Origin of the sequence: Acinetobacter sp. ANC 3781 (genome assembly GCF_004331285.1) — a bacterium.
Classification (GTDB): domain Bacteria; phylum Pseudomonadota; class Gammaproteobacteria; order Pseudomonadales; family Moraxellaceae; genus Acinetobacter.
On the sequence record NZ_SJOH01000001.1, the window covers coordinates 1 to 18,801 of the forward strand.

The following is an 18,801-nucleotide window of genomic DNA, read 5'->3' on the forward strand; positions in this document are numbered from 1 at the left end:
AACATTAGATTAGCAACCTACTTAAGAACCAAAACTGCCTTCTTTACGGGATTCTAGAAGAATTTCGATTAAAGACCACACAATAACCAGCGTAAACAACCCGAACGCCAATAAAAAAGTCGAAAAATACATCATTCTTTTCAATCCTTATTAAACAGAAGCGAAGTTCAACCCTCTGTTCAGAAACTTATATCTTCGACAAAAGTCTAATAGTTATTTTTTGATCTGAATAGTCATTTTAACTCATTATTAAGACTTAATTTATATTAAGTAATATTTTTAAAATATTTATTAAGGTCTGTTTATATATAAAAACAATTAATACATGCATTTTTAAAACTATATTCATCTGTATTTATTTGTTCATTTTCAACACATATCCTCTTGACTATAAATACGAACAAGCAGAAATTAGCTGACTTTCGAATTGTCTAATTTCCTCCTATGTTAAAAAAATTACTTGGTGAATCCGCATTTAAACTTGCGGGATGGACCTATCATGTTGAACCCGATGTACTTGAGAATAAACAGGTCATTGTAGGCTTTGAACATACTTCGATGATGGATGCAGTTCTTTCCCTTGCCCTCTTTCAGATTTATGATATGAAAATTCATACCTTGATTAAAAGAGAATTATTTAAGGGTCCGATGAAACCGTTATTAGAAGCCATTGGCGGTATTGCAGTCGATCGTAAATCCAATAAGGATATCGTGTCTGTTATGGTTGAACATTTTCAGCAAAATGAAAAATTCAATCTGGTGATTGCACCTGAAGCCACGCGTGCCAAAACTGGTGAAACAAGAAGACCGATACGTACAGGTTTCTGGCATATTGCCAAAGCAGCTGGTGTTCCTATCGTTTTAATGTATGCCAATTCAAATACCAAGCAAGGTGGCATTTTAGGAAAAATATACCCGACTGAAATCAACCATGACTTAGCTTTACTTAAACAACTCTATAAAGATAAGGTAGGTCTGGATATTGTTATTCCAGAACCTAAAAAAATTACTGAAGATAAGATCTAAGTGACATTTGTTTAAAAAACTCAAAACCTAGCCCTTTCTAAGAAAAAAGGGCTTATGGTAGAATTTGACACATTCGATTAGGCATAAAGCCAATCTACAAGGAGCATATTTCGCATGGCGGGTCATTCCAAGTGGGCCAATATCAAGCATCGCAAAGCAAAACAAGATGCGAGCCGTGGTAAAGTTTTTACCAAATACATTCGTGAATTAACCACAGCTGCAAAACTCGGCGGTCCCGATGTGGGAAGTAACCCTCGTCTACGTGCTGTTGTCGAAAAGGCATTGTCTGTAAATATGACACGTGATGTGATCAACCGTGCTGTTCAACGTGGTGCGGGTGGCGAAGATAACGATGACTTAAAAGAAGTCACTTACGAAGGGTATGGTGTGGGTGGTGTAGCTGTTCTAGTCGAGACAATGACAGACAATTTAAACCGTACTGTACCTGACGTTCGTCATTGCTTCTCTAAAACCAATGGTAACTTAGGTACAGCAGGTTCAGTGGCTTATCTATTTACCAAACGTGGTGAAATTACTTTTGAAGACGTTTCTTTAGAAGATAAAATCATGGACGTGGCTTTAGAAGCTGGTGCTGAAGATATTGAAGTTGATGAAGATCAAATCTTAGTTATTACGACCCCTGAAAGCTTTGGTGACGTACAGGATGCTTTATCTGAGGCAGGTTTAAAATCTGACAACGCTGAAGTTGTGATGAGTCCATCAACTAAAGCTGAAATTACAGACGTCGATCAAGCCAAAATGATTTTGAAAATGATTGATATGTTTGAAGATCTTGATGATGTTCAAAACGTTTATACTAACGTAGAATTTTCAGATGAAGTATTAGAGCAACTTGAAGGCTAATATCTTTTCTAATCTAAAACGCACCGCATGGTGCGTTTTTTATAAGCTTAAAAAAAACAAATAATCATTGTTCCAATATAAAAATAAATTTTCGCCTCATACCCGATTGAGTAAGCCGCTACAGTTCAACACATTATATTCTTTAATCACAAAGCTCGAATGCAATGCCACCACATGCTCAATTTTACCAATACGTTTTAAAAGAATTTCACTGTAATTTTCCATATCTTTTGCGACCACTTCGACAATAAAATCGGCAGATTGACCTGTGACTAAAAAGGCATTAATTACTTCAGGAATATTTTCCAGTTCCTCTAAAAACTTAGCGAAAGTATCGGTGTCATGTTTATTTAAAGATACCTGTAGTAAAACATGCAGGCTAAAACCCAACTTGGCATAGTTAATATCACGCTTTAAATGCGTCATGATATTGGCTTCAATCAAATGCTTAATCCTTCGATGCACAGAGCTTACAGAAAGATTAATCCGTTCTGAAAGTTCATTTAAATTCGCATCTTCCTGATTCAAAATTTCCAGAATTTGTTTATCAAAACGATCCAGTTCCATTTTTATACTCTTTCTCAATATCCAATAAATACGTAAAATACTACCCTATACTTACTATACAATAATCACTTATTTTTCATAAATTTTTAATATTATGAAAATATTTTCCAAAGACCAAATTCATTCATAAAGAAAATTTTGATTCATGCTGAGTTAGATGACTATGGGTCATTTAATTATAAAAAAATGCCCCATGGTAATGTCTATTAAATCTTTATTTTTAAATGCTTTGAATTCAGGACTAACTTTAAGATAAAACTGATCAATTCGAGTATCGAAAACACGACCACCAGCTATCTTCTACAGCTGTATAAAAATAGATTGAAAGAGAAGCGTCCTAGTAAAAATAAAAATAGCGCATTTTTAAAAACATATATTACACAAGCAAGGGGTACAGCTTCTAAATTTCTAAGCCTCATAAAAACCAACCTGGGTCCTGTGTAACTGCGGAAACGCAAACAAAAACTTCACTAAGCGGCTTAATTAGTAACCATATCGACATTTCTGCCCTCACGAACTGACCTTGGCAGTCTAAGTGAATGCGACTTCAATGCTATAGACTTAAGCTGAGTATTAAGTAATTTCAATAATGACAACAAGCTAAATTTTGGCGGTATAGAAGATATTTCATCTGCTTTAAAACAGTTTTGATTTCGGCAGCATCGTCGAAGGGATTCAAAGTATTACAAATTCAATTCGCAAAATTTTGGGTAGCAGCACACGACCGAGTTAGGATGCATCATCTTTACCAACATTAACACCCAATTTAGAACTCGGTCAGCCGATTGCATTTGGTTAAGTGGGATTTGGTAAGTCACTGAGTAAGCATAAAAATACACACTATAGAGTGTATATTCCTCTGAATTACGTTTTAAATACCACGCCAGTCTACGCGAGCATTGCGTTCGGTTTGATAAATCCGCAGTACATATTGCCCGATCGGCAATTCAGTTAAAGTCTCTTTATATTTTTTAAATTCTTCAGACAAATCTTCACCATGCTCTTTTTCCCAAGGCGTACCCGGGATTTCCAAAAGTGGTGCAAGCATTGAACAGACAGCAATATCAGCCAAACCTAAACGCTCACCGACAAAATAACGTCCATGATTTTCAATTAAGCGCTGATTCAGAAGTTCAACCAAATCATCCATGCGCTGTTTAGACTCTGCCACTTTATCTGAATTAAGCTGATAACCTTTAGACAACAATGCTTTGATAATTGGTTTTGAATATTTTTCAAATTGGCGTAAATAGCCTTTTTCACCAATCAGAATATCGAGAGATTCCTCGCTTTCAGTCAAAGTATGCGCCAAGCCCCAGCGACGCACATGCATCCCCAACTCTGTGGCTTGATGATTAATTTCTAAAGCTAGCTCACGCTGTTGCAAATCAGCACGTAGCAAAGAATGTTCTGGATAGACTTCATCTAAATACAGTGCAATTTCAGTCGAATCCGCAATCCAGCGGTCTTGGTCACGTAAAATGGGTAAACGGTTTTGCCCTGTTTTTAATTGTGCAAATGCACGATGCACACCTGGGATCAGATTATGGGCAATATAATCTAATTCTTTATGATCGAGCAACCAGCGAGCTTTCTCACAAAAATGAGATAAAGGAAACTGGTATAAAATTCGCATAAAATCTCCACAGTTGTTTTTTTAGCTCTGGCTATAAAAAACCAGCGCCCTTGGTCGGATACTTTAGACATCCTATCTTAGAAATACAATGTACTTTTTATTCAAAAATAGCCGTTTAATCTTTAACGCTAGCCCCTTTATTTTTATACATTTTTTTGTCTTGATTATCTTTAAAGCAGATAAACCACTAAAAAAACTTTAAATAAAAAACTTAATAAATTTAATTTATGAAGATTTTTAAATACTTAACATATTCGAATTCATTCAAAAACTATCATTTTTTATCCTAAAGATCATTTTTCATAAGCTTTGCTAAAGCAATTACTTAATTTTAAAGCTACTTACTTGTAGCGTTTTGATATCGATTTAAGGTGTCATTATGTCTCGTTTAATTTCAGAAAATATTCATGTAATTGAAAACGATCTTGAAGCCATTCATGCTGCTTATCATGTCGCAGATTTTGCATTGGAAGGTCGCAATGACCGTGATCAACAACGCTTCTTGCCTTTTGCTGAAATTGATTTATTCAGTCAGAAAGGCTTAGGTGGCATTCGAATACCAAAACAATTTGGTGGTGCATTCGTTTCCAATAAAACCTTGGCACATGTATTTCGTATTCTCAATAAAGCGGATTCCAGTGTGGGACAAATTCCGCAAAACCAGATTGCCTTATTGAATATGATCCAGATTATGGGGACAGAGCAGCAAAAACAGTTTATTTATCAAGAAATTTTACAAGGCAAACGCTTGGCCAATGGCGGCCCGGAACGTCATACCAAAGACAGTAAAACCTTAAATACGCTGTTAACCCTTGAAGATGGTCATTACTTTGTAGACGGTGAAAAGTTTTATTCGACCGGTAGTAGTTTTGCCCACTGGTTGGCGATTAAAGCCATTCATCCAGAAGGTCATGTGGTTTTAACCATTGTGAATCGTGATGCTGCCGGTGTTGAAGTTGTTGATAACTGGAATGGCTTTGGTCAGCGTACCACTTCAAGTGGCACGGTCAAACTCGACCATGTTGAAGTCGATCCCTTACTGATTTTTGATGAACGTAAATTATCAGCGCAACCATCTTATCGGGGTGCTTATTCTCAGCTGATGCAAGTTGCAATTGATGTCGGTATTGCAGAAGCTGCGTTTGCGGACACCTTAACGGCAGTACAAAAAGCACGTCCGATTGTCGATGCACAAGTTGAAAAAGCCAGTTTTGAACATTACACCTTGCAAGAAGTCGGTAAATCGAACGTATTACTGGATGCTGCCATCTTGTTACTGGATGAAGCGGCTGAGTATTTAGATGAACTGGATCAACTCGATTCCGTAACGGATGAACAAGCAGCAAAAGCCTCTATTTTAGTCGCTGAAGCAAAAATCTATGCCAATGATGCTGCACTGCACATTTCTGAAAAATTACTGGAACTTGGTGGCAGCCGTTCTAGTCTGAGTCAGCACAACCTCGATCAACATTGGCGCAATGCCCGTGTGCATACCTTACATGATCCCGTGCGATGGAAATTGCATGCGCTTGGGAATTATTACCTCAATCATCAACTCCCTGCCCGTCACGCCTGGATTTAAGGAATAATAAACATGACTTCATATCAAGAACTTAACCAGTCTCAATCACAACAGTTGGCGCATGCACATATTATTCAGTCTGATGCTGAAGCACTGGAAATTGCACGTGCTTTAGCAGAACAGTTTAAACAGAATGCTGTACAACGTGATGCTGAGCGAATTCTGCCTTTTGAACAAATTGAGGCGTACAGCCAATCCGGCTTATGGGCGATTACCGTACCCAAGCAATATGGTGGTGCAGAGGTTTCAAGCTATACCGTGGCTCAAGTCATCGCCTTAATGAGTGGTGTCGATGGTTCAATTGGTCAGATTCCGCAAAATCATTTTTATGGACTGGAAATTTTACGCAATACCGGCACAGAACAACAAAAACAAAAACTCTATGCCGAAGTGTTAAAAGGTGCCCGTTTTGGCAATGCCTTGGCCGAATTTAAAACCAAAACTGCTGCACAAAAGCAAACTGCCATTAGCCGTACTGAACACGGTTTTTTGGTCAATGGTGAAAAGTTTTATTGCACTGGCAGTTTATTTGCTCATCGCATTCCCACATTGGTGAAAGACGAACAGGGCCGTGAATTTCTGGCTTTTATTCCGCGTCAAAGTCAAGACCTAGAATTAGTAGATGATTGGTCGGGTTTTGGACAACGTACCACCGGCAGCGGCACCGTTAAATTTAGTAATGTTTTTGTAGAAGCGGAAGATGTTATTCCATTTGATACTGCCTATTTAAAGCCGACCATTTCCGGCCCGTTTGCCCAATTGATGCATGCTTCTATTGAAACCGGAATTGCCCGTGCAGCATTTGAAGAAACCCTGATTCGTGTGCGTCAAGCGCGCCCATGGATTGATTCAGGTGTAGACAAAGCCACTGATGATCCGCTCACCCTGTTTGAACTGGGTCGTATTGTTGCCGATGTGCGTGCCTCTGAAGTGTTACTGAAACAGGCAGCACGTTCTATTGACGCTGCCAAGCCACAACCGACCGTTGAAAATATTGCTAAAGCTTCAATCGATGTCGCAAAGGTGCGTGCACACAGTACTGAAACTGCATTGAAAGCATCGTCAAAATTGATTGAACTGGCAGGCAGTCGTGGCAGCCAGCGTGAAGATGGGCTGGACCGTTTTTGGCGCAATGCCCGTGTACATACCCTGCATGATGCCTCTCGATGGAAATACTATTTCATAGCCAATCATGTGTTAAACGGTGTATTACCGCCACGTCGGGGGACATTGTAATGACAACAACCTCAACGCCAAATACAGCAAAAAAAATTCTGCTCAATGCCTTTGACATGAACTGTGTCGGGCATATCAACCACGGTTTATGGACCCATCCACGTGATGAGTCACATCGTTTTAATGAACTCAGTTACTGGACGGATTTGGCTCAAACCCTAGAACAGGGTCTGTTTGATGGCTTATTCATTGCTGACATTACCGGGGTTTATGATGTCTATCAAAATGACATTGATTTGACTTTAAAAGAATCAATTCAGCTGCCGAGCCATGATCCCTCTACCCTGGTCTCAGCTATGGCTGCCGTGACACAAAATCTAGGTTTTGGTATTACGGTGAATTTAAGCTATGAATCACCCTATCAATTTGCCCGCCGTTTTGCGAGTTTAGATCACCTGACCCATGGCCGTATCGGCTGGAATATTGTCACCGGTTACTTAGACAGCGCACAACGCCTGATTGGTGAAAAAGGCTTGAAAGACCATGATCTGCGCTATGCGCAAGCCGAAGAGTTTTTACAGCTTTGCTATAAATTCTGGGAAGGTTCCTGGGAAAACGATGCCATCTTAAAAGATAAACAGAATCGTATTTTTACCGATCCCGCTAAAGTTCATCCAGTTCAGCATCAAGGTCAGTTTTACCAAAGTCAGGGTGTGTTTCAGGTTTCACCATCGATTCAACGTACCCCTGTTTTATTTCAGGCGGGCGCGTCTCCTCATGGTTTAGCTTTTGCGACTCAGCATGCAGAAGGCATGTTCATTGGGGGCGATCAACCGGAAAAAATCAAAAAACAGGTCGATCAAATTCGTCAGCAAGCCACCGATCAAGGACGTGATCCTGAAGCAATTAAAATTTTTGTCGGCATTACCGTGGTGACTGCTGAAACTGATCAATTGGCTCAGCAAAAACTGGATGAATATATTGCTTATGCCAGTCCTGAAGCGGGTCTTGCCCATTTTTCTAGTTCAGTCGGTATTGATTTATCTAAATTTGCCGATGACGAAGCCATTCCCTATCAAAAGACCAACAGCATTGCTTCAGTGAACAATAAGTTTAAAGAACAGAAAATCACTAAAAATGATTTAAAAGCGCAGCATGTACTTGGTGGACGTTATCCCTTAATTGTCGGCAGCGGTACGACTGTCGCTGAAAAGTTGATTCAACTGCTGGATGCAACAGGAATCGATGGTTTTAACCTGACCCGTACCGTTGCCCCTGAATCGCACTATGATTTTGTCCGACTGGTGATTCCTGAATTACAACAGCGTGACCGTTATAAAACCGCATATGAACACGGCAGTTTAAGACACAAACTCTTTAATCAAGGCGACCGACTGTCTGCCTCACATCCTGTTCAGCAATTTCGATGTCAAAGCTCCGCCTCAACTTCGAACTCTAACTTAAAGCAAAAACAATCCGCATAAATTTTGAGGTGCAACATGGCACAAACAGCGAAAACCAAATTCACCATTATTGGGGTGATTATTGCCGCCGTAATTATTGGACTGGCAGTCTGGAATCAACAAAAAAAATCTGTTCCTGATGAACTAGTGATTGGGATCAGTCCCTCCTTTGCCAAACCGTTACAGGTCGCAGCTGATGAGGCCAAACAACAAGGCGTAAATGTGAAACTGGTAGAATTCTCTGACTGGAACACACCGAATATCACCCTGAATCATGGCGATATTGATGCCAATTTCTTTCAGCATCAGCCTTTTCTGGATAACGCGAAAAAGAAAACCGACTTTAAGATCAAGGCATTCGCTAAAGGAGCTGCAACGCATGTGGGTTTGTATTCAAAGAAAATCAAAAGCTTTGATGAATTAAAAGACAATGCCAAAGTGGTCGTTCCCAATGATCCAGTGAATCAGGGCCGTGCATTATTACTTTTACAACAGGCAAGACTGATTACCCTTAAAGATCCTGAAAACTATTTATCTAGCCTGAAAGACATTGCGGCCAACCCTAAAAAATTACAGTTTGTAGAAGTGGAAGGCCCACAAACCGCACGTGCCATTGATGATGTCGATCTGGCTTTTGGCTACCCGCATTACTTACGTCTGGCGAAAACGGCTGATCCGGAACAAGCCTTGTTATTTGACTCTAACACTGACACACGCTATGCCATCCTGTTTGCCGTGCGTGATGACTATGAAGATAAAAATGACAAGCTGAAAAAGTTTGTTGATATCTATCAGAACTCTGCAAAAGTGAAACAAGCTTTAGATACCGATTTTGGTGCCAAACTCTGGTTCCCGGGCTGGAAATAAGATCATGTCAAATACAGTTAAAAACAATACCAAACTTTGGGTCATCGCAGCAGTAGTGATTGCACTTGTGGTCGGGTTGACAGGCTATCGCTGGATCAATAGCGATAAAAACAGCAGCACCCTTAAAATAGGTATTAGCCCACCCTATGCTGAACTTTTAAGAAGTGTGGCTGACGATGTTAAAGCCCAAGGTATTAATGTCGAACTGATCGAGTTTTCAGACTGGCAAGCACCCAATGTTGCGGTTCAGAACGGCGATATTGATGCCAACTTCTTTCAGCAGAGTGTGTTTCTGGCCAATGCCGTACGTGAAACGGGTTATAACCTGTATGCCTTTGGCAAAGGTTCTGGCAGTCATGTCGGTTTATATTCCAAAAAATATCGTTCGCTTAATCAAATTCCAGATCAAGCCAAAGTAGTGGTGCCGAATGATCCTGTGAACTTATCCCGTGGCTTGACGCTATTGGCTCGTGCAGGTTTGCTTACTGTAAAAGATATCAACAATGAATTGACTACATTGCAGGACATCACCAGCAACCCGAAACAGCTCAAGTTAATTGAAGTTGAAGGTCCACAAACAGCGCATGCGTATAACGAAGCTGACCTGATTATGGGCTTCCCGCATTATTTAAAAATGGCCAAAGTCGCTGACCCAAATTCAGCCCTAATTGTCGACCCAGTGGATAAAAAATACGCCATTTTATTTGTGACGCGTAAAGACTACCCGGATCAAGACCAAAAACTGGCGACTTTTGTCCAAGCCTTTCAAAACTCTGCCAAAGTTCGCGAAATTTTGAATGAAGATTTTGGCCAAGGCATGTGGTTTGAAGGCTGGAAATAAGGAGAATAACCATGGTGAGTTTCGGTTCACAAATCGATTTTTCCGTGCCGCATATTCAAATCCGGCACTTGAATAAATTTTATGATGTACAGGACAAACAGGTACATGCCTTAAAGAATATTAATCTAGATATTCCACAAGGCAAGATTCTGGGCATTATTGGTAAAAGTGGTGCAGGCAAATCCTCGCTGCTTCGTACCCTAAATGGATTGGAACAGGCCAATGAAGGCAATATTCATATTCATCAACAGGAAATAGCCACCTTAAGTCATCAGGATTTAATTCAGTTGCGCCAAAAAATTGGCATGATTTTCCAGCATTTCAATTTAATGTCGGCAAAAACCGTTTGGGAAAATGTCGCCCTGCCTTTGAAAATTTCCAACTTTAATAAGGCGGACATTCAACAGCGCGTCAATGAAGTGCTGGAACTGGTCGGGCTGAGCGATAAGGCGCAACATTATCCGTCACAGCTTTCGGGTGGGCAAAAACAGCGTGTCGGGATTGCCCGTGCTTTGGTTAGTCATCCTGAAATTTTACTCTGCGATGAAGCGACTTCTGCACTCGATCCTGAAAGTACCTCGGTTGTGCTTTCCCTGCTCAAAGAAATCAATCAGAAACTGGGAATTACCATTGTGTTGATTACCCATGAAATGCAGGTGATCCGTGAAATCTGCGATCAGGTGGTGGTAATTGAGAAAGGCGAAATTGTAGAGTCTGGGCAAGTCTGGTCTGTGTTTTCTAATCCAGAACAGCCGATTACCCAAGAGCTACTCAATCTGGAACAACTGAATTTGCCATTTACCGTTTATCCAGAAAAGGACAATGCGGCTTCACATACCATTTTAAAACTGAAATATGCCAGTGAAGCTAGACATTCTCCTGATCTTGCACAAATTTTAAATCGCTTTGGGCATTCGGTACATCTCTATCAAAGTCATATTGATACCATACAAAATCATTTAGTCGGTACGTTAATCGTTGGTATAGCTGATCTAGATATTGATCTCCAGCAACTCACGCAACAATTAAAAAACCAGATTGCGCATCTAGAGGTATTGGGCTATGCACGACCAACTCATTGATCTGTTGATTACTGGCACCATCGATACTTTAGTGATGGTCGGGGTTTCAGCATTTTTTGCCTTGCTGATTGGTCTGCCGATGGCCGTGATTTTGGTCAATACTTCGGAATACGGTATTTATCCTTCGAAAAGCATTAATCAGTCTTTGGGATGGATCGTAAATATTACCCGCTCCATTCCCTTCCTGATTTTAATGGTCGCACTGATTCCATTGACTCGACTTATCGTTGGCACCAGTTATGGGGTATGGGCAGCCGTTGTTCCCTTGACCTTAGCTGCAACACCTTTCTTTGCACGTATTGCGGAAGTCAGTTTGCGTGAAGTCGATCAGGGCTTGATCGAGGCTGCACAAGCCATGGGCTGTAACCGCAAACAGATTGTCTGGCATGTACTGCTTCCAGAAGCGCTACCCGGTATTGTGGCAGGATTTACCGTCACTTTAGTTACCATGATCAACTCATCCGCAATTGCTGGTGCTATTGGCGCAGGCGGTTTGGGAGATATTGCTTACCGTTATGGTTATCAGCGTTTTGATATGCAAATCATGCTTGCCGTTATTGTTGTACTGATTGTTTTAGTCATGCTCATTCAAACAACGGGCGACACCCTTGCCAACCAACTGGACAAACGTAAAATTTAAAGGATATACATTTCAGTTGTTTTCAATAAACATGAAAGCCATGACCTGACTTTGTGGTGGCTTTCATGTAAAATCAGCCACAATTTTTAAAGTATACTTTGTGAGTCATTACATGGGTTTTAATTGCGGTATTGTCGGCTTGCCGAACGTTGGTAAATCTACACTTTTCAATGCATTGACTAAAGCTGCGATTGCTGCAGAAAACTTCCCGTTCTGTACCATTGAACCAAACACCGGTATTGTTCCTGTACCTGATCCACGTTTAGACAAATTGACCGCCATTGTAAAACCACAACGCGTGATTCCAACTTCTATGGAATTCGTTGATATTGCAGGTTTGGTTGCAGGTGCCTCTAAAGGTGAAGGCTTGGGTAACCAGTTCCTTGCCAACATCCGTGAAACCGATGCAATTGCACACGTGGTTCGTTGTTTTGAAGATGAAAACGTGATTCATGTAAATGGTAAAATTGATCCGCTAGATGACATCGCAACCATCAACACAGAACTTGCACTGGCTGACCTTGAAGCCGTTGCCAAAGCCATCACCCGTTTAACAAAATCTGCAAAAAGTGGCGACAAAGAAGCGATTGCTGTTAAAGCAATTTTGGAGAAAATCCAACCATTACTGGATGAAGGCAAACCGGCTCGTGCAGCTGATCTTGATGATGATGAACGTAAATTGGTGCGTGGTTTTGGTTTAATGACTTTAAAACCAACCATGTACATTGCCAACGTGGCTGAAGATGGTTTTGAAAACAATCCACATCTGGATGCAGTTAAAAAATTAGCGGCTGAAGAAAATGCGATTGTGGTTCCACTTTGCAACCAGATTGAAGCAGAAATTTCTTTGCTTGAAGATGAAGACCGTGCTGAATTCCTTGAAGCAATGGGTATGGAAGAACCAGGTCTTAACGTGGTAATCCGTGCAGGCTATTCACTGCTTGGCTTACAAACATACTTCACTGCAGGTGTACAAGAAGTTCGTGCATGGACAGTTAAGGTTGGCGCGACTGCACCTCAAGCGGCCGGTGTGATTCACACTGACTTTGAAAAAGGCTTTATTCGCGCTGAATGTGTTGCTTATGATGATTTCATTCAATACAACGGCGAAGCTGGCGCAAAAGAAGCTGGTAAATGGCGTCTAGAAGGTAAAACTTACATCGTTCAAGACGGTGATGTTTTACACTTCCGTTTTAACGTCTAATCCGACAGCAAAAAAGCCAGCGCTACGCTGGCTTTTTTATTTTCTTAGATTGTTAAAATTGACTTAAGATAAACCTTTAAGTCCCTACAACATGCAGCTTTAATCCGAGCATTGAAATATCCCTTCTTTTTCCGGCTAAATAGGGAGATTGTTTAAAGTTCAGGAAGCCTCGAAACATTGTTTATAAAAGAAGTGCTAACCCGCCCGTACTTTTCCATTTTGACTAATTCAACTTTGAGAGTTAATTAGATACCTTATAATTTTGCATTAGATCCAGTTTTTAATATGAATGGTTTTAATGCCTAATAACTTAGGCTATTTAATATAAGCGCAATCCACTATTTTATTCTGATTTAATCAGATCCCGCATAAGCTTAATGCTAGCTTAAAACTAAAAATATGCCGACAATTTCATCCTAAAATCTTGCTGTTTAGCAACCATGTTACAACTCAATCCCTAATCAAATTTGCCTAATTTATCTACAGGCACTAATGCCTTTATTTCAGAATAATGAAAATGAAAAAACTCAGCACAATCTTTACAGCAGCTATCCTCACTATGCTTAGTGCAACTGCATTTGCTTGCCCTAAAGGCACCACCATGACGGGAGGTACAGGTCCAAATCATAAAGGCGGTAAATGTGTTTCAACTGCCCATGCTCCAAAACATACAGCAAATCATGAGAAAAAAGCAGAGCATCAAATGATGAACTCAGATCACAACATGATGAAAACGGATAAAAAAGCTGCAACTTCCGCCTCTAAAACTACTGCACCTCAAGCCCCTATGCATGAAAATATGCACGAAAACAAAACCCCTGAAAAACAGGCATCCAAATATTAAAACGGCCTGCCTCATAACGGTACATAAAAAAGCCGGTTCAATAAACCGGCTTTTTTATGTTTAAGCTATGCATGTTAAGTGATATTCACAGTCTTGACATCCATTTCAGCGCGTAATAGACGTGCATGATCAAGCATACGCTGCTCCAATTCCTTACGAAAACCGAGCATAAATACCAGTTCTGCCAAAACAAATAAGGGCCCAATCGCTAAACCAATAATATCATCGGTAAAAGCAGGCTTTTTCTTCTCATAAAAATGTCCCACAAACTGAAATACCCAACCTACCACAAAAATACCAATACTTAAGCTTAACCAAACTACGAGTTCTAGATGGGCAATTTTCAAAGCCAAGGGATAGGCAGCGATCAGAATGATCAACATAATTAAAGCAAAAATTCGGTCGAGGCTAAAATAGTAAATACTGGTGACTACTATCAGCACTAATGCCAAGGTGATTTCCATTCCTGACAGCATCCCCCCTGCTCTTGCAGTTAAGCAGAGAATCGCAAACACAATTAAAGGAATACCCACAAAATGCGTCAAAATATTTTTGTGATCTAGGTGATACGCTGCATACTGGCTTAACAGCTGTTCTAATTTGGTCATGTTATTCTTCCTTGCTACACTCATCCTTTCACTATATAAAAAAACCCAAGACAAAGTTGTCGGCTAAATGACAACTGACTTCAAAAAAGGAATTGAAGTGCTAGAACCCATTTATATTGATCATTTAGAACATAATGCATGGTTTTCACAATTACCTTCAATGTTCAAGGAATTTATTGTCAGTCATGCTGTTCAACAGCATTTTGCTAAGGAACAGGCCATCTTTCGTTCAGGAAATTCATTCAATGGCATCTATGCTGTTTTAGAAGGCGCGGTTCGCTTAGGCTATATCGATATTGAAGGTAAAGAATCTGTAGCGGCGATTGTGGAACCAATTATGTGGTTTGGCGAAATATCACTGGTCGATGCCCAGCCCCGCTCCCACAATGCCATTACGACTCAAAAGAGCCTGATCTTACACATTCCCAGTGCAGCGATAAAAAATTTACTGCAACAATATCCTCTGTTCTGGTATCACATTGCACAGTTGACCAGTCAAAAGTTACGCTTTGCTTTTTTAGAGCTGATTGCAATTCAGACGCAAAGCCTCACGCAACGTTTAGCGCAGCGCTTACTCTTTATATTAAATGGCTATGGCAATCATTTGATGATTGAAACAAATACCATTCATTTATCTCAAGAACAATTGGCGCAAATGCTGACCTGTTCCCGACAAACCGTAAACCAGGAACTGCAAGACTTAGAGAAGCAGAGTATTTTGCGGCTTTCTTTTCGGAAAATCGAAATTTTTGATCTGGGTAAATTGCATCGAATCGCACATGCATCTTCAGACTTTTAAATAACAGAATATATATAAATAAGATCTGAATGATTGAGAGGCAGTACCGTTACAATATTTATCTTATTCAGGCATCATTAGGCCTAGATTAATATCGCACTTATTATTCTTATAGCAATCCATTACGAACGTAATTGGCAAACATTAACGTTATCAAAATCATTGCTACAAGGCGCAACTTCATTTTCACTTTCTGATGTAGATTGGATTGACTGTAATTGTTCTGCTGCAATTACCCCATTACTCACAGCACTCAAAACAACAGCCATACTTATTGATAAAAACACTTTATGAAACAATTTTTTTTACTCCTGATAATTTTAGAGTTAAATAAAATTAGAATTTAATCCAAACAAATATAAAATAACACCAATTATTATAAATAAATTATCACTTGGAGATAATTTTATATACTTATTGTATTTTCATTTTATTCTTTTATTCATTCTTTAAAACTATAAGTAGAAATAAAATTCAAAAAATGAACGAAAAAAAACGAGGCCTTTGCCTCGTTTTAACTATATTAAACCCCTTTCTTTTTCGGGTCAGTATTTCCAAGTTCAGGATTATCAATTGCATCCTTACACTGTTGCTTATCTCGTTCGTAATCTGTCTGCTTTTGTGCAACCGAACTGGATTGATCTATTGTTTCACGCGCCCATATTTCCAGACTGGTCAATGCTTTACGACATAGGGCATATTTGCCTTCAGTCACAGAATCGGTCATTTTGACATTAATACGCCAATCGGTGCTTAACTTGCGGGCCGGCTTACGAACCTGTTCTTCAAGTACGTCCAGTTGTTTTGCATATACCAAACCGTCAACCTGATTCATGAATTTCCAGGCTTCATTGGCATAGCTGGTCGCATCATTAGTGAGCTTGGGTGCAGCCTTAATTTCAACTTTCTGTTTCGGTTCTTCAGATGAGTTACCACAAGCCTGCAATGCAAAAATACTGCACAGTACAGAAATCATCACGATTGCACGTGATTTGAACGCAAACATATCCGCTGCCTATACAAACATTTCGGCACTATGCTAGTGAATTCGGGTAGAATACTCAATCAACATTTTCCCCTCATTGTCTAATTCTCCTTAGGTGTGTCGTGTCTGAGCACAAAATCCTTCCAGTACAAGCTGCTGGCTTTTGGCAAGGCGCTAAAGATAGTCAAGCCATTATTTTTACCTATCTTCCTGTTTCTTTTGCTTTCGGTGTTTCTGCAACACAATTTGGCTTTACTCCTTGGGAGGCCCTGTTTTTATCCTGCTCTATGTATGCTGGTGCCAGTCAGTTTTTAGTGGTGGCTTTACTGGGTAGTGGTACATCCATCTGGATGACAGCCCTCACCGTGATTGCTTTAGACATTCGTCATCTACTCTATGGTCCAGCCCTTCAAAACCTGATTCAAGATAAATTAAACCTAAAAAAGACAGCCTTTTGGGCGTGGGGTCTAACCGATGAAGTGTTTGCTTCCGGGATGATTAAACTATCGCAACGTCGTCAGGAATGGTCTGAGTCCTGGATGTTGGGGGTAAGCCTGTTCAGCTGGATATCATGGGCTTTGGGTTCGTTCTTAGGGGGCTTATTCGCGGACCAAGTCAGTCACTTACCGCAATTTTTGCAAGCCGCGCTGGATTTCCTGCTTCCTGCCCTGTTCTTGAGCTTCCTGCTGGCGGCATTTGAAAAGAAACATACTTTTATCGTCGCTGTTTGTTTAATTGTGTCCGCTATCGCCTGTTATTTCATTAATTTATCGGCTGCGATTTTCATTGGAATTTTATCCGGTATTTTAGCCGGTTTATTTAAGCACTATATTTTAAAACAGCATGATGATGAATTTGGAGAGCCTCATGAATCTTGAAATTATTCTGGTGGGGATCATTGTCGGAATTGCCAATTTTGCTTCACGTTTCGGTCCTTTTTATGTGCTTCAAAAACATCAGCAAAAATCACAAAAACGTGGCTCGGTCTGGATCAAAATTGCTTTAGGCAGTATTGGTATTGCCGCGATTAGTTCCATGTTAGTGGTCGCCACTCTTCCGCCGCTGATGGAAACACCAAATAAAAGCTTTGCCATGTTGATGGGTTTTTTAACCTTAGCCGGGCTGTATTTTAAGTTTAAGCAAATTGTTCCTGCGACTTTAACCGCAGCCGTGACCTATGGTTTGATTTATACCTACCTGCCTTTTTATTTCTAAAGCCTAGATATCTAAACTCCCTATCAAGATCCTTCTTTTATAAAGAGGAATTTAGGGAGATTTTTTAAATAACTTTATAAATAAAATTGTTAGACAATATCATTATTTTATATGAATCCAGGCTTATCACCCCCATCAGTTCTGCTATGCTAAAAGCCCATAAAATCAAGCATGGATGATTTACATGAGCGTGACTATTGGTACTCCCCTTCAAGCTTCTGCGTTTAAAGTTTTGCTATTAGGTTCAGGAGAGTTGGGTAAAGAAGTGGTGATTTCTCTGCAACGTCTCGGCGTGGAGGTTCACGCTGCTGACCGTTATGATCACGCACCTGCCATGCAAGTTGCACATTATGCTTATACTTTAAATATGGCAAATGCCGAACAACTCAAACAACTGATACAACAAGTTAAACCCAACCTCATTATTCCTGAAATTGAAGCCATTGCGACTGAAGTTTTAGTTGATATTGAACAACAAAATATTGCGACTGTTATTCCATCAGCAAAAGCCGTCAACCTCACCATGAACCGTGAAGGTATCCGCCGTTTGGCCGCCGAAGAACTGGGTTTACCAACTTCTGCCTATCGTTTTGCCGACTCGATTGAATCTTTCCGCGCGGCTTGTGATGATATTGGCTATCCGAATTTCGTCAAACCAGTGATGTCTTCTTCAGGTAAAGGACAATCGCGGGTTAAAAATTTTGATGAGGTTGATGCAGCTTGGGAATATGCCCAAACTGGCGGTCGTGTGAATCAAGGCAAAGTCATTGTGGAATCACAAATTGATTTCGACTTTGAAATTACCTTACTGACAGTTCGGGCTAAAAATGCAGAAACGGGTGAAATCGAAACTCAATACTGCGACCCGATCGGACATCGTCAAGATGCTGGCGATTATGTCGAAAGCTGGCAGCCTCAAGCTATGACTCCAGCAGCTTTAGAGGAATCTAAACGGATTGCACATAAAGTAACAGCAGCCTTGGGCGGTTGCGGTATTTTCGGAGTCGAACTGTTTGTCAAAGGCGATAAAGTATGGTTTAGTGAAGTATCACCACGTCCGCATGATACGGGGCTTGTGACACTTGCATCGCAATTCCAGAGCGAATTTGAACTGCACGCACGTGCCATTTTAGGCCTGCCTGTGAATACAACACGCCATAGCGTTGCAGCAAGTGCAGTTATTTATGCGGGTGTTGATGATCACAATCTGTCTTTTTCTGGCTTAAATCTTGCTTTATCTAATCCGGACACAGATTTACGGCTTTTTGGTAAACCCGAAGGTTTTAAACGTCGTCGCATGGGTGTGGCAACGGCACGTGCCGAAACAACCGATCAAGCACGTGAACTTGCATTGCATACGGCGACTCAAGTCATTGTTCAGCAAAACTAAACGTATCACCTT

General features: G+C 40.4%; 20 protein-coding genes. 15 read left to right on the forward strand and 5 right to left on the reverse strand.

Features of this window, described 5'->3' with window-relative positions; translation table 11 throughout:
- The first annotated feature begins 444 nt into the window (after positions 1 to 444).
- Entirely contained in the window at positions 445 to 1,026 is a 582-nt protein-coding gene (locus E0H89_RS00005) for a 1-acyl-sn-glycerol-3-phosphate acyltransferase (RefSeq protein ID WP_131213426.1), read from the forward strand.
- Between the two features lie 114 nt (positions 1,027 to 1,140).
- A complete protein-coding gene (locus E0H89_RS00010) occupies positions 1,141 to 1,890 on the forward strand; it encodes a YebC/PmpR family DNA-binding transcriptional regulator (protein ID WP_131213427.1) in 750 nt (249 codons plus the stop codon).
- 96 nt (positions 1,891 to 1,986) lie between these two features.
- Here the strand turns inward: E0H89_RS00010 and E0H89_RS00015 are convergent, their stop codons facing one another.
- Both E0H89_RS00015 and E0H89_RS00020 read right to left on the reverse strand, forming a co-directional pair.
- Positions 1,987 to 2,457: an Lrp/AsnC family transcriptional regulator gene (locus E0H89_RS00015; protein ID WP_131213428.1), complete on the reverse strand. Its 471-nt coding sequence runs from the start codon at positions 2,455 to 2,457 to the stop codon at positions 1,987 to 1,989.
- A gap of 871 nt (positions 2,458 to 3,328) precedes the next feature.
- Positions 3,329 to 4,093 (reverse strand): glutathione S-transferase family protein, encoded by a 765-nt coding sequence (locus E0H89_RS00020; RefSeq protein ID WP_131213429.1) that lies wholly within the window; start codon positions 4,091 to 4,093, stop codon positions 3,329 to 3,331.
- A gap of 379 nt (positions 4,094 to 4,472) precedes the next feature.
- Here E0H89_RS00020 and E0H89_RS00025 point away from each other — a divergent pair, with 379 nt between their 5' ends.
- The 9 genes from E0H89_RS00025 to E0H89_RS00065 all read left to right on the forward strand — a co-directional run bounded on the left by E0H89_RS00025 (position 4,473) and on the right by E0H89_RS00065 (position 13,792).
- Positions 4,473 to 5,675 (forward strand): SfnB family sulfur acquisition oxidoreductase, encoded by a 1,203-nt coding sequence (locus E0H89_RS00025; protein ID WP_131213432.1) that lies wholly within the window; start codon positions 4,473 to 4,475, stop codon positions 5,673 to 5,675.
- Positions 5,676 to 5,687: 12 nt separating this feature from the next.
- Positions 5,688 to 6,911 (forward strand): SfnB family sulfur acquisition oxidoreductase, encoded by a 1,224-nt coding sequence (locus tag E0H89_RS00030; protein WP_131213434.1) that lies wholly within the window; start codon positions 5,688 to 5,690, stop codon positions 6,909 to 6,911.
- Positions 6,911 to 8,335, forward strand: a complete 1,425-nt coding sequence (locus E0H89_RS00035) for an LLM class flavin-dependent oxidoreductase (protein WP_131213436.1) — start codon at positions 6,911 to 6,913, stop codon at positions 8,333 to 8,335. The genes E0H89_RS00030 and E0H89_RS00035 overlap by 1 nt, the downstream gene beginning before the upstream one ends.
- 15 nt (positions 8,336 to 8,350) lie before the next feature.
- A complete protein-coding gene (locus E0H89_RS00040) occupies positions 8,351 to 9,181 on the forward strand; it encodes a MetQ/NlpA family ABC transporter substrate-binding protein (RefSeq protein WP_131213438.1) in 831 nt (276 codons plus the stop codon).
- A gap of 4 nt (positions 9,182 to 9,185) precedes the next feature.
- Positions 9,186 to 10,022 carry a MetQ/NlpA family ABC transporter substrate-binding protein gene (locus E0H89_RS00045; RefSeq protein WP_131213440.1) on the forward strand — a complete coding sequence of 279 codons (837 nt, stop codon included), beginning with the start codon at positions 9,186 to 9,188 and terminating at the stop codon, positions 10,020 to 10,022.
- Positions 10,023 to 10,033: 11 nt separating this feature from the next.
- Positions 10,034 to 11,104 carry a methionine ABC transporter ATP-binding protein gene (locus E0H89_RS00050; protein WP_131213443.1) on the forward strand — a complete coding sequence of 357 codons (1,071 nt, stop codon included), beginning with the start codon at positions 10,034 to 10,036 and terminating at the stop codon, positions 11,102 to 11,104.
- Positions 11,085 to 11,744 carry a methionine ABC transporter permease gene (locus E0H89_RS00055; RefSeq protein ID WP_131213445.1) on the forward strand — a complete coding sequence of 220 codons (660 nt, stop codon included), beginning with the start codon at positions 11,085 to 11,087 and terminating at the stop codon, positions 11,742 to 11,744. The genes E0H89_RS00050 and E0H89_RS00055 overlap by 20 nt, the downstream gene beginning before the upstream one ends.
- A gap of 112 nt (positions 11,745 to 11,856) precedes the next feature.
- On the forward strand, positions 11,857 to 12,948 hold the full coding sequence (ychF, locus tag E0H89_RS00060) for a redox-regulated ATPase YchF (RefSeq protein WP_131213447.1): 1,092 nt from the start codon (positions 11,857 to 11,859) through the stop codon (positions 12,946 to 12,948).
- 517 nt (positions 12,949 to 13,465) lie between these two features.
- A complete protein-coding gene (locus E0H89_RS00065) occupies positions 13,466 to 13,792 on the forward strand; it encodes a hypothetical protein (protein ID WP_131213449.1) in 327 nt (108 codons plus the stop codon).
- Positions 13,793 to 13,866: 74 nt separating this feature from the next.
- Here E0H89_RS00065 and E0H89_RS00070 read toward each other — a convergent pair whose 3' ends face one another.
- Complete coding sequence (locus E0H89_RS00070) at positions 13,867 to 14,400, reverse strand: Mpo1 family 2-hydroxy fatty acid dioxygenase (RefSeq protein ID WP_131213451.1); 534 nt, start codon at positions 14,398 to 14,400, stop codon at positions 13,867 to 13,869.
- Between the two features lie 97 nt (positions 14,401 to 14,497).
- On the opposite strand from E0H89_RS00070, the gene E0H89_RS00075 reads away from it, so the two are divergent.
- Positions 14,498 to 15,199 carry a Crp/Fnr family transcriptional regulator gene (locus tag E0H89_RS00075; RefSeq protein WP_502698398.1) on the forward strand — a complete coding sequence of 234 codons (702 nt, stop codon included), beginning with the start codon at positions 14,498 to 14,500 and terminating at the stop codon, positions 15,197 to 15,199.
- Positions 15,200 to 15,321: 122 nt separating this feature from the next.
- On the opposite strand, the gene E0H89_RS16380 is transcribed toward E0H89_RS00075, so the two are convergent.
- The gene (locus E0H89_RS16380; RefSeq protein WP_165493986.1) at positions 15,322 to 15,468 is read right to left on the reverse strand and encodes a hypothetical protein; all 147 of its coding nucleotides are present in this window, start codon (positions 15,466 to 15,468) and stop codon (positions 15,322 to 15,324) included.
- Between the two features lie 254 nt (positions 15,469 to 15,722).
- Positions 15,723 to 16,205, reverse strand: coding sequence for a hypothetical protein (locus E0H89_RS00080; protein WP_131213455.1), 483 nt, complete (start codon positions 16,203 to 16,205; stop codon positions 15,723 to 15,725).
- Positions 16,206 to 16,306: 101 nt separating this feature from the next.
- Between E0H89_RS00080 and E0H89_RS00085 the strand changes: the two genes are divergently transcribed.
- From E0H89_RS00085 to purT, 3 genes are all read left to right on the forward strand, one after another.
- The gene (locus E0H89_RS00085; protein ID WP_131213457.1) at positions 16,307 to 17,062 is read left to right on the forward strand and encodes an AzlC family ABC transporter permease; all 756 of its coding nucleotides are present in this window, start codon (positions 16,307 to 16,309) and stop codon (positions 17,060 to 17,062) included.
- On the forward strand, positions 17,052 to 17,399 hold the full coding sequence (gene ygaH, locus E0H89_RS00090) for an L-valine transporter subunit YgaH (protein WP_131213459.1): 348 nt from the start codon (positions 17,052 to 17,054) through the stop codon (positions 17,397 to 17,399). The genes E0H89_RS00085 and ygaH overlap by 11 nt, the downstream gene beginning before the upstream one ends.
- 175 nt (positions 17,400 to 17,574) lie before the next feature.
- Positions 17,575 to 18,789, forward strand: a complete 1,215-nt coding sequence (gene purT / locus E0H89_RS00095; protein ID WP_171459105.1) for a formate-dependent phosphoribosylglycinamide formyltransferase — start codon at positions 17,575 to 17,577, stop codon at positions 18,787 to 18,789.
- The last annotated feature ends 12 nt before the right edge of the window (positions 18,790 to 18,801 follow it).

What these genes read in the sequence shown, in the direction of transcription:
- E0H89_RS00005 (WP_131213426.1), top strand. Translation starts at nt 445, where the DNA reads ATGTTAAAAAAATTACTTGGTGAATCCGCATTTAAACTTGCGGGATGG.
- E0H89_RS00010 (WP_131213427.1), top strand. Translation starts at nt 1,141, where the DNA reads ATGGCGGGTCATTCCAAGTGGGCCAATATCAAGCATCGCAAAGCAAAA.
- E0H89_RS00015 (WP_131213428.1), bottom strand. Translation starts at nt 2,457, where the DNA reads ATGGAACTGGATCGTTTTGATAAACAAATTCTGGAAATTTTGAATCAG.
- E0H89_RS00020 (WP_131213429.1), bottom strand. Translation starts at nt 4,093, where the DNA reads ATGCGAATTTTATACCAGTTTCCTTTATCTCATTTTTGTGAGAAAGCT.
- E0H89_RS00025 (WP_131213432.1), top strand. Translation starts at nt 4,473, where the DNA reads ATGTCTCGTTTAATTTCAGAAAATATTCATGTAATTGAAAACGATCTT.
- E0H89_RS00030 (WP_131213434.1), top strand. Translation starts at nt 5,688, where the DNA reads ATGACTTCATATCAAGAACTTAACCAGTCTCAATCACAACAGTTGGCG.
- E0H89_RS00035 (WP_131213436.1), top strand. Translation starts at nt 6,911, where the DNA reads ATGACAACAACCTCAACGCCAAATACAGCAAAAAAAATTCTGCTCAAT.
- E0H89_RS00040 (WP_131213438.1), top strand. Translation starts at nt 8,351, where the DNA reads ATGGCACAAACAGCGAAAACCAAATTCACCATTATTGGGGTGATTATT.
- E0H89_RS00045 (WP_131213440.1), top strand. Translation starts at nt 9,186, where the DNA reads ATGTCAAATACAGTTAAAAACAATACCAAACTTTGGGTCATCGCAGCA.
- E0H89_RS00050 (WP_131213443.1), top strand. Translation starts at nt 10,034, where the DNA reads ATGGTGAGTTTCGGTTCACAAATCGATTTTTCCGTGCCGCATATTCAA.
- E0H89_RS00055 (WP_131213445.1), top strand. Translation starts at nt 11,085, where the DNA reads ATGCACGACCAACTCATTGATCTGTTGATTACTGGCACCATCGATACT.
- ychF (WP_131213447.1), top strand. Translation starts at nt 11,857, where the DNA reads ATGGGTTTTAATTGCGGTATTGTCGGCTTGCCGAACGTTGGTAAATCT.
- E0H89_RS00065 (WP_131213449.1), top strand. Translation starts at nt 13,466, where the DNA reads ATGAAAAAACTCAGCACAATCTTTACAGCAGCTATCCTCACTATGCTT.
- E0H89_RS00070 (WP_131213451.1), bottom strand. Translation starts at nt 14,400, where the DNA reads ATGACCAAATTAGAACAGCTGTTAAGCCAGTATGCAGCGTATCACCTA.
- E0H89_RS16380 (WP_165493986.1), bottom strand. Translation starts at nt 15,468, where the DNA reads ATGGCTGTTGTTTTGAGTGCTGTGAGTAATGGGGTAATTGCAGCAGAA.
- E0H89_RS00080 (WP_131213455.1), bottom strand. Translation starts at nt 16,205, where the DNA reads ATGTTTGCGTTCAAATCACGTGCAATCGTGATGATTTCTGTACTGTGC.
- ygaH (WP_131213459.1), top strand. Translation starts at nt 17,052, where the DNA reads ATGAATCTTGAAATTATTCTGGTGGGGATCATTGTCGGAATTGCCAAT.
- purT (WP_171459105.1), top strand. Translation starts at nt 17,575, where the DNA reads ATGATTTACATGAGCGTGACTATTGGTACTCCCCTTCAAGCTTCTGCG.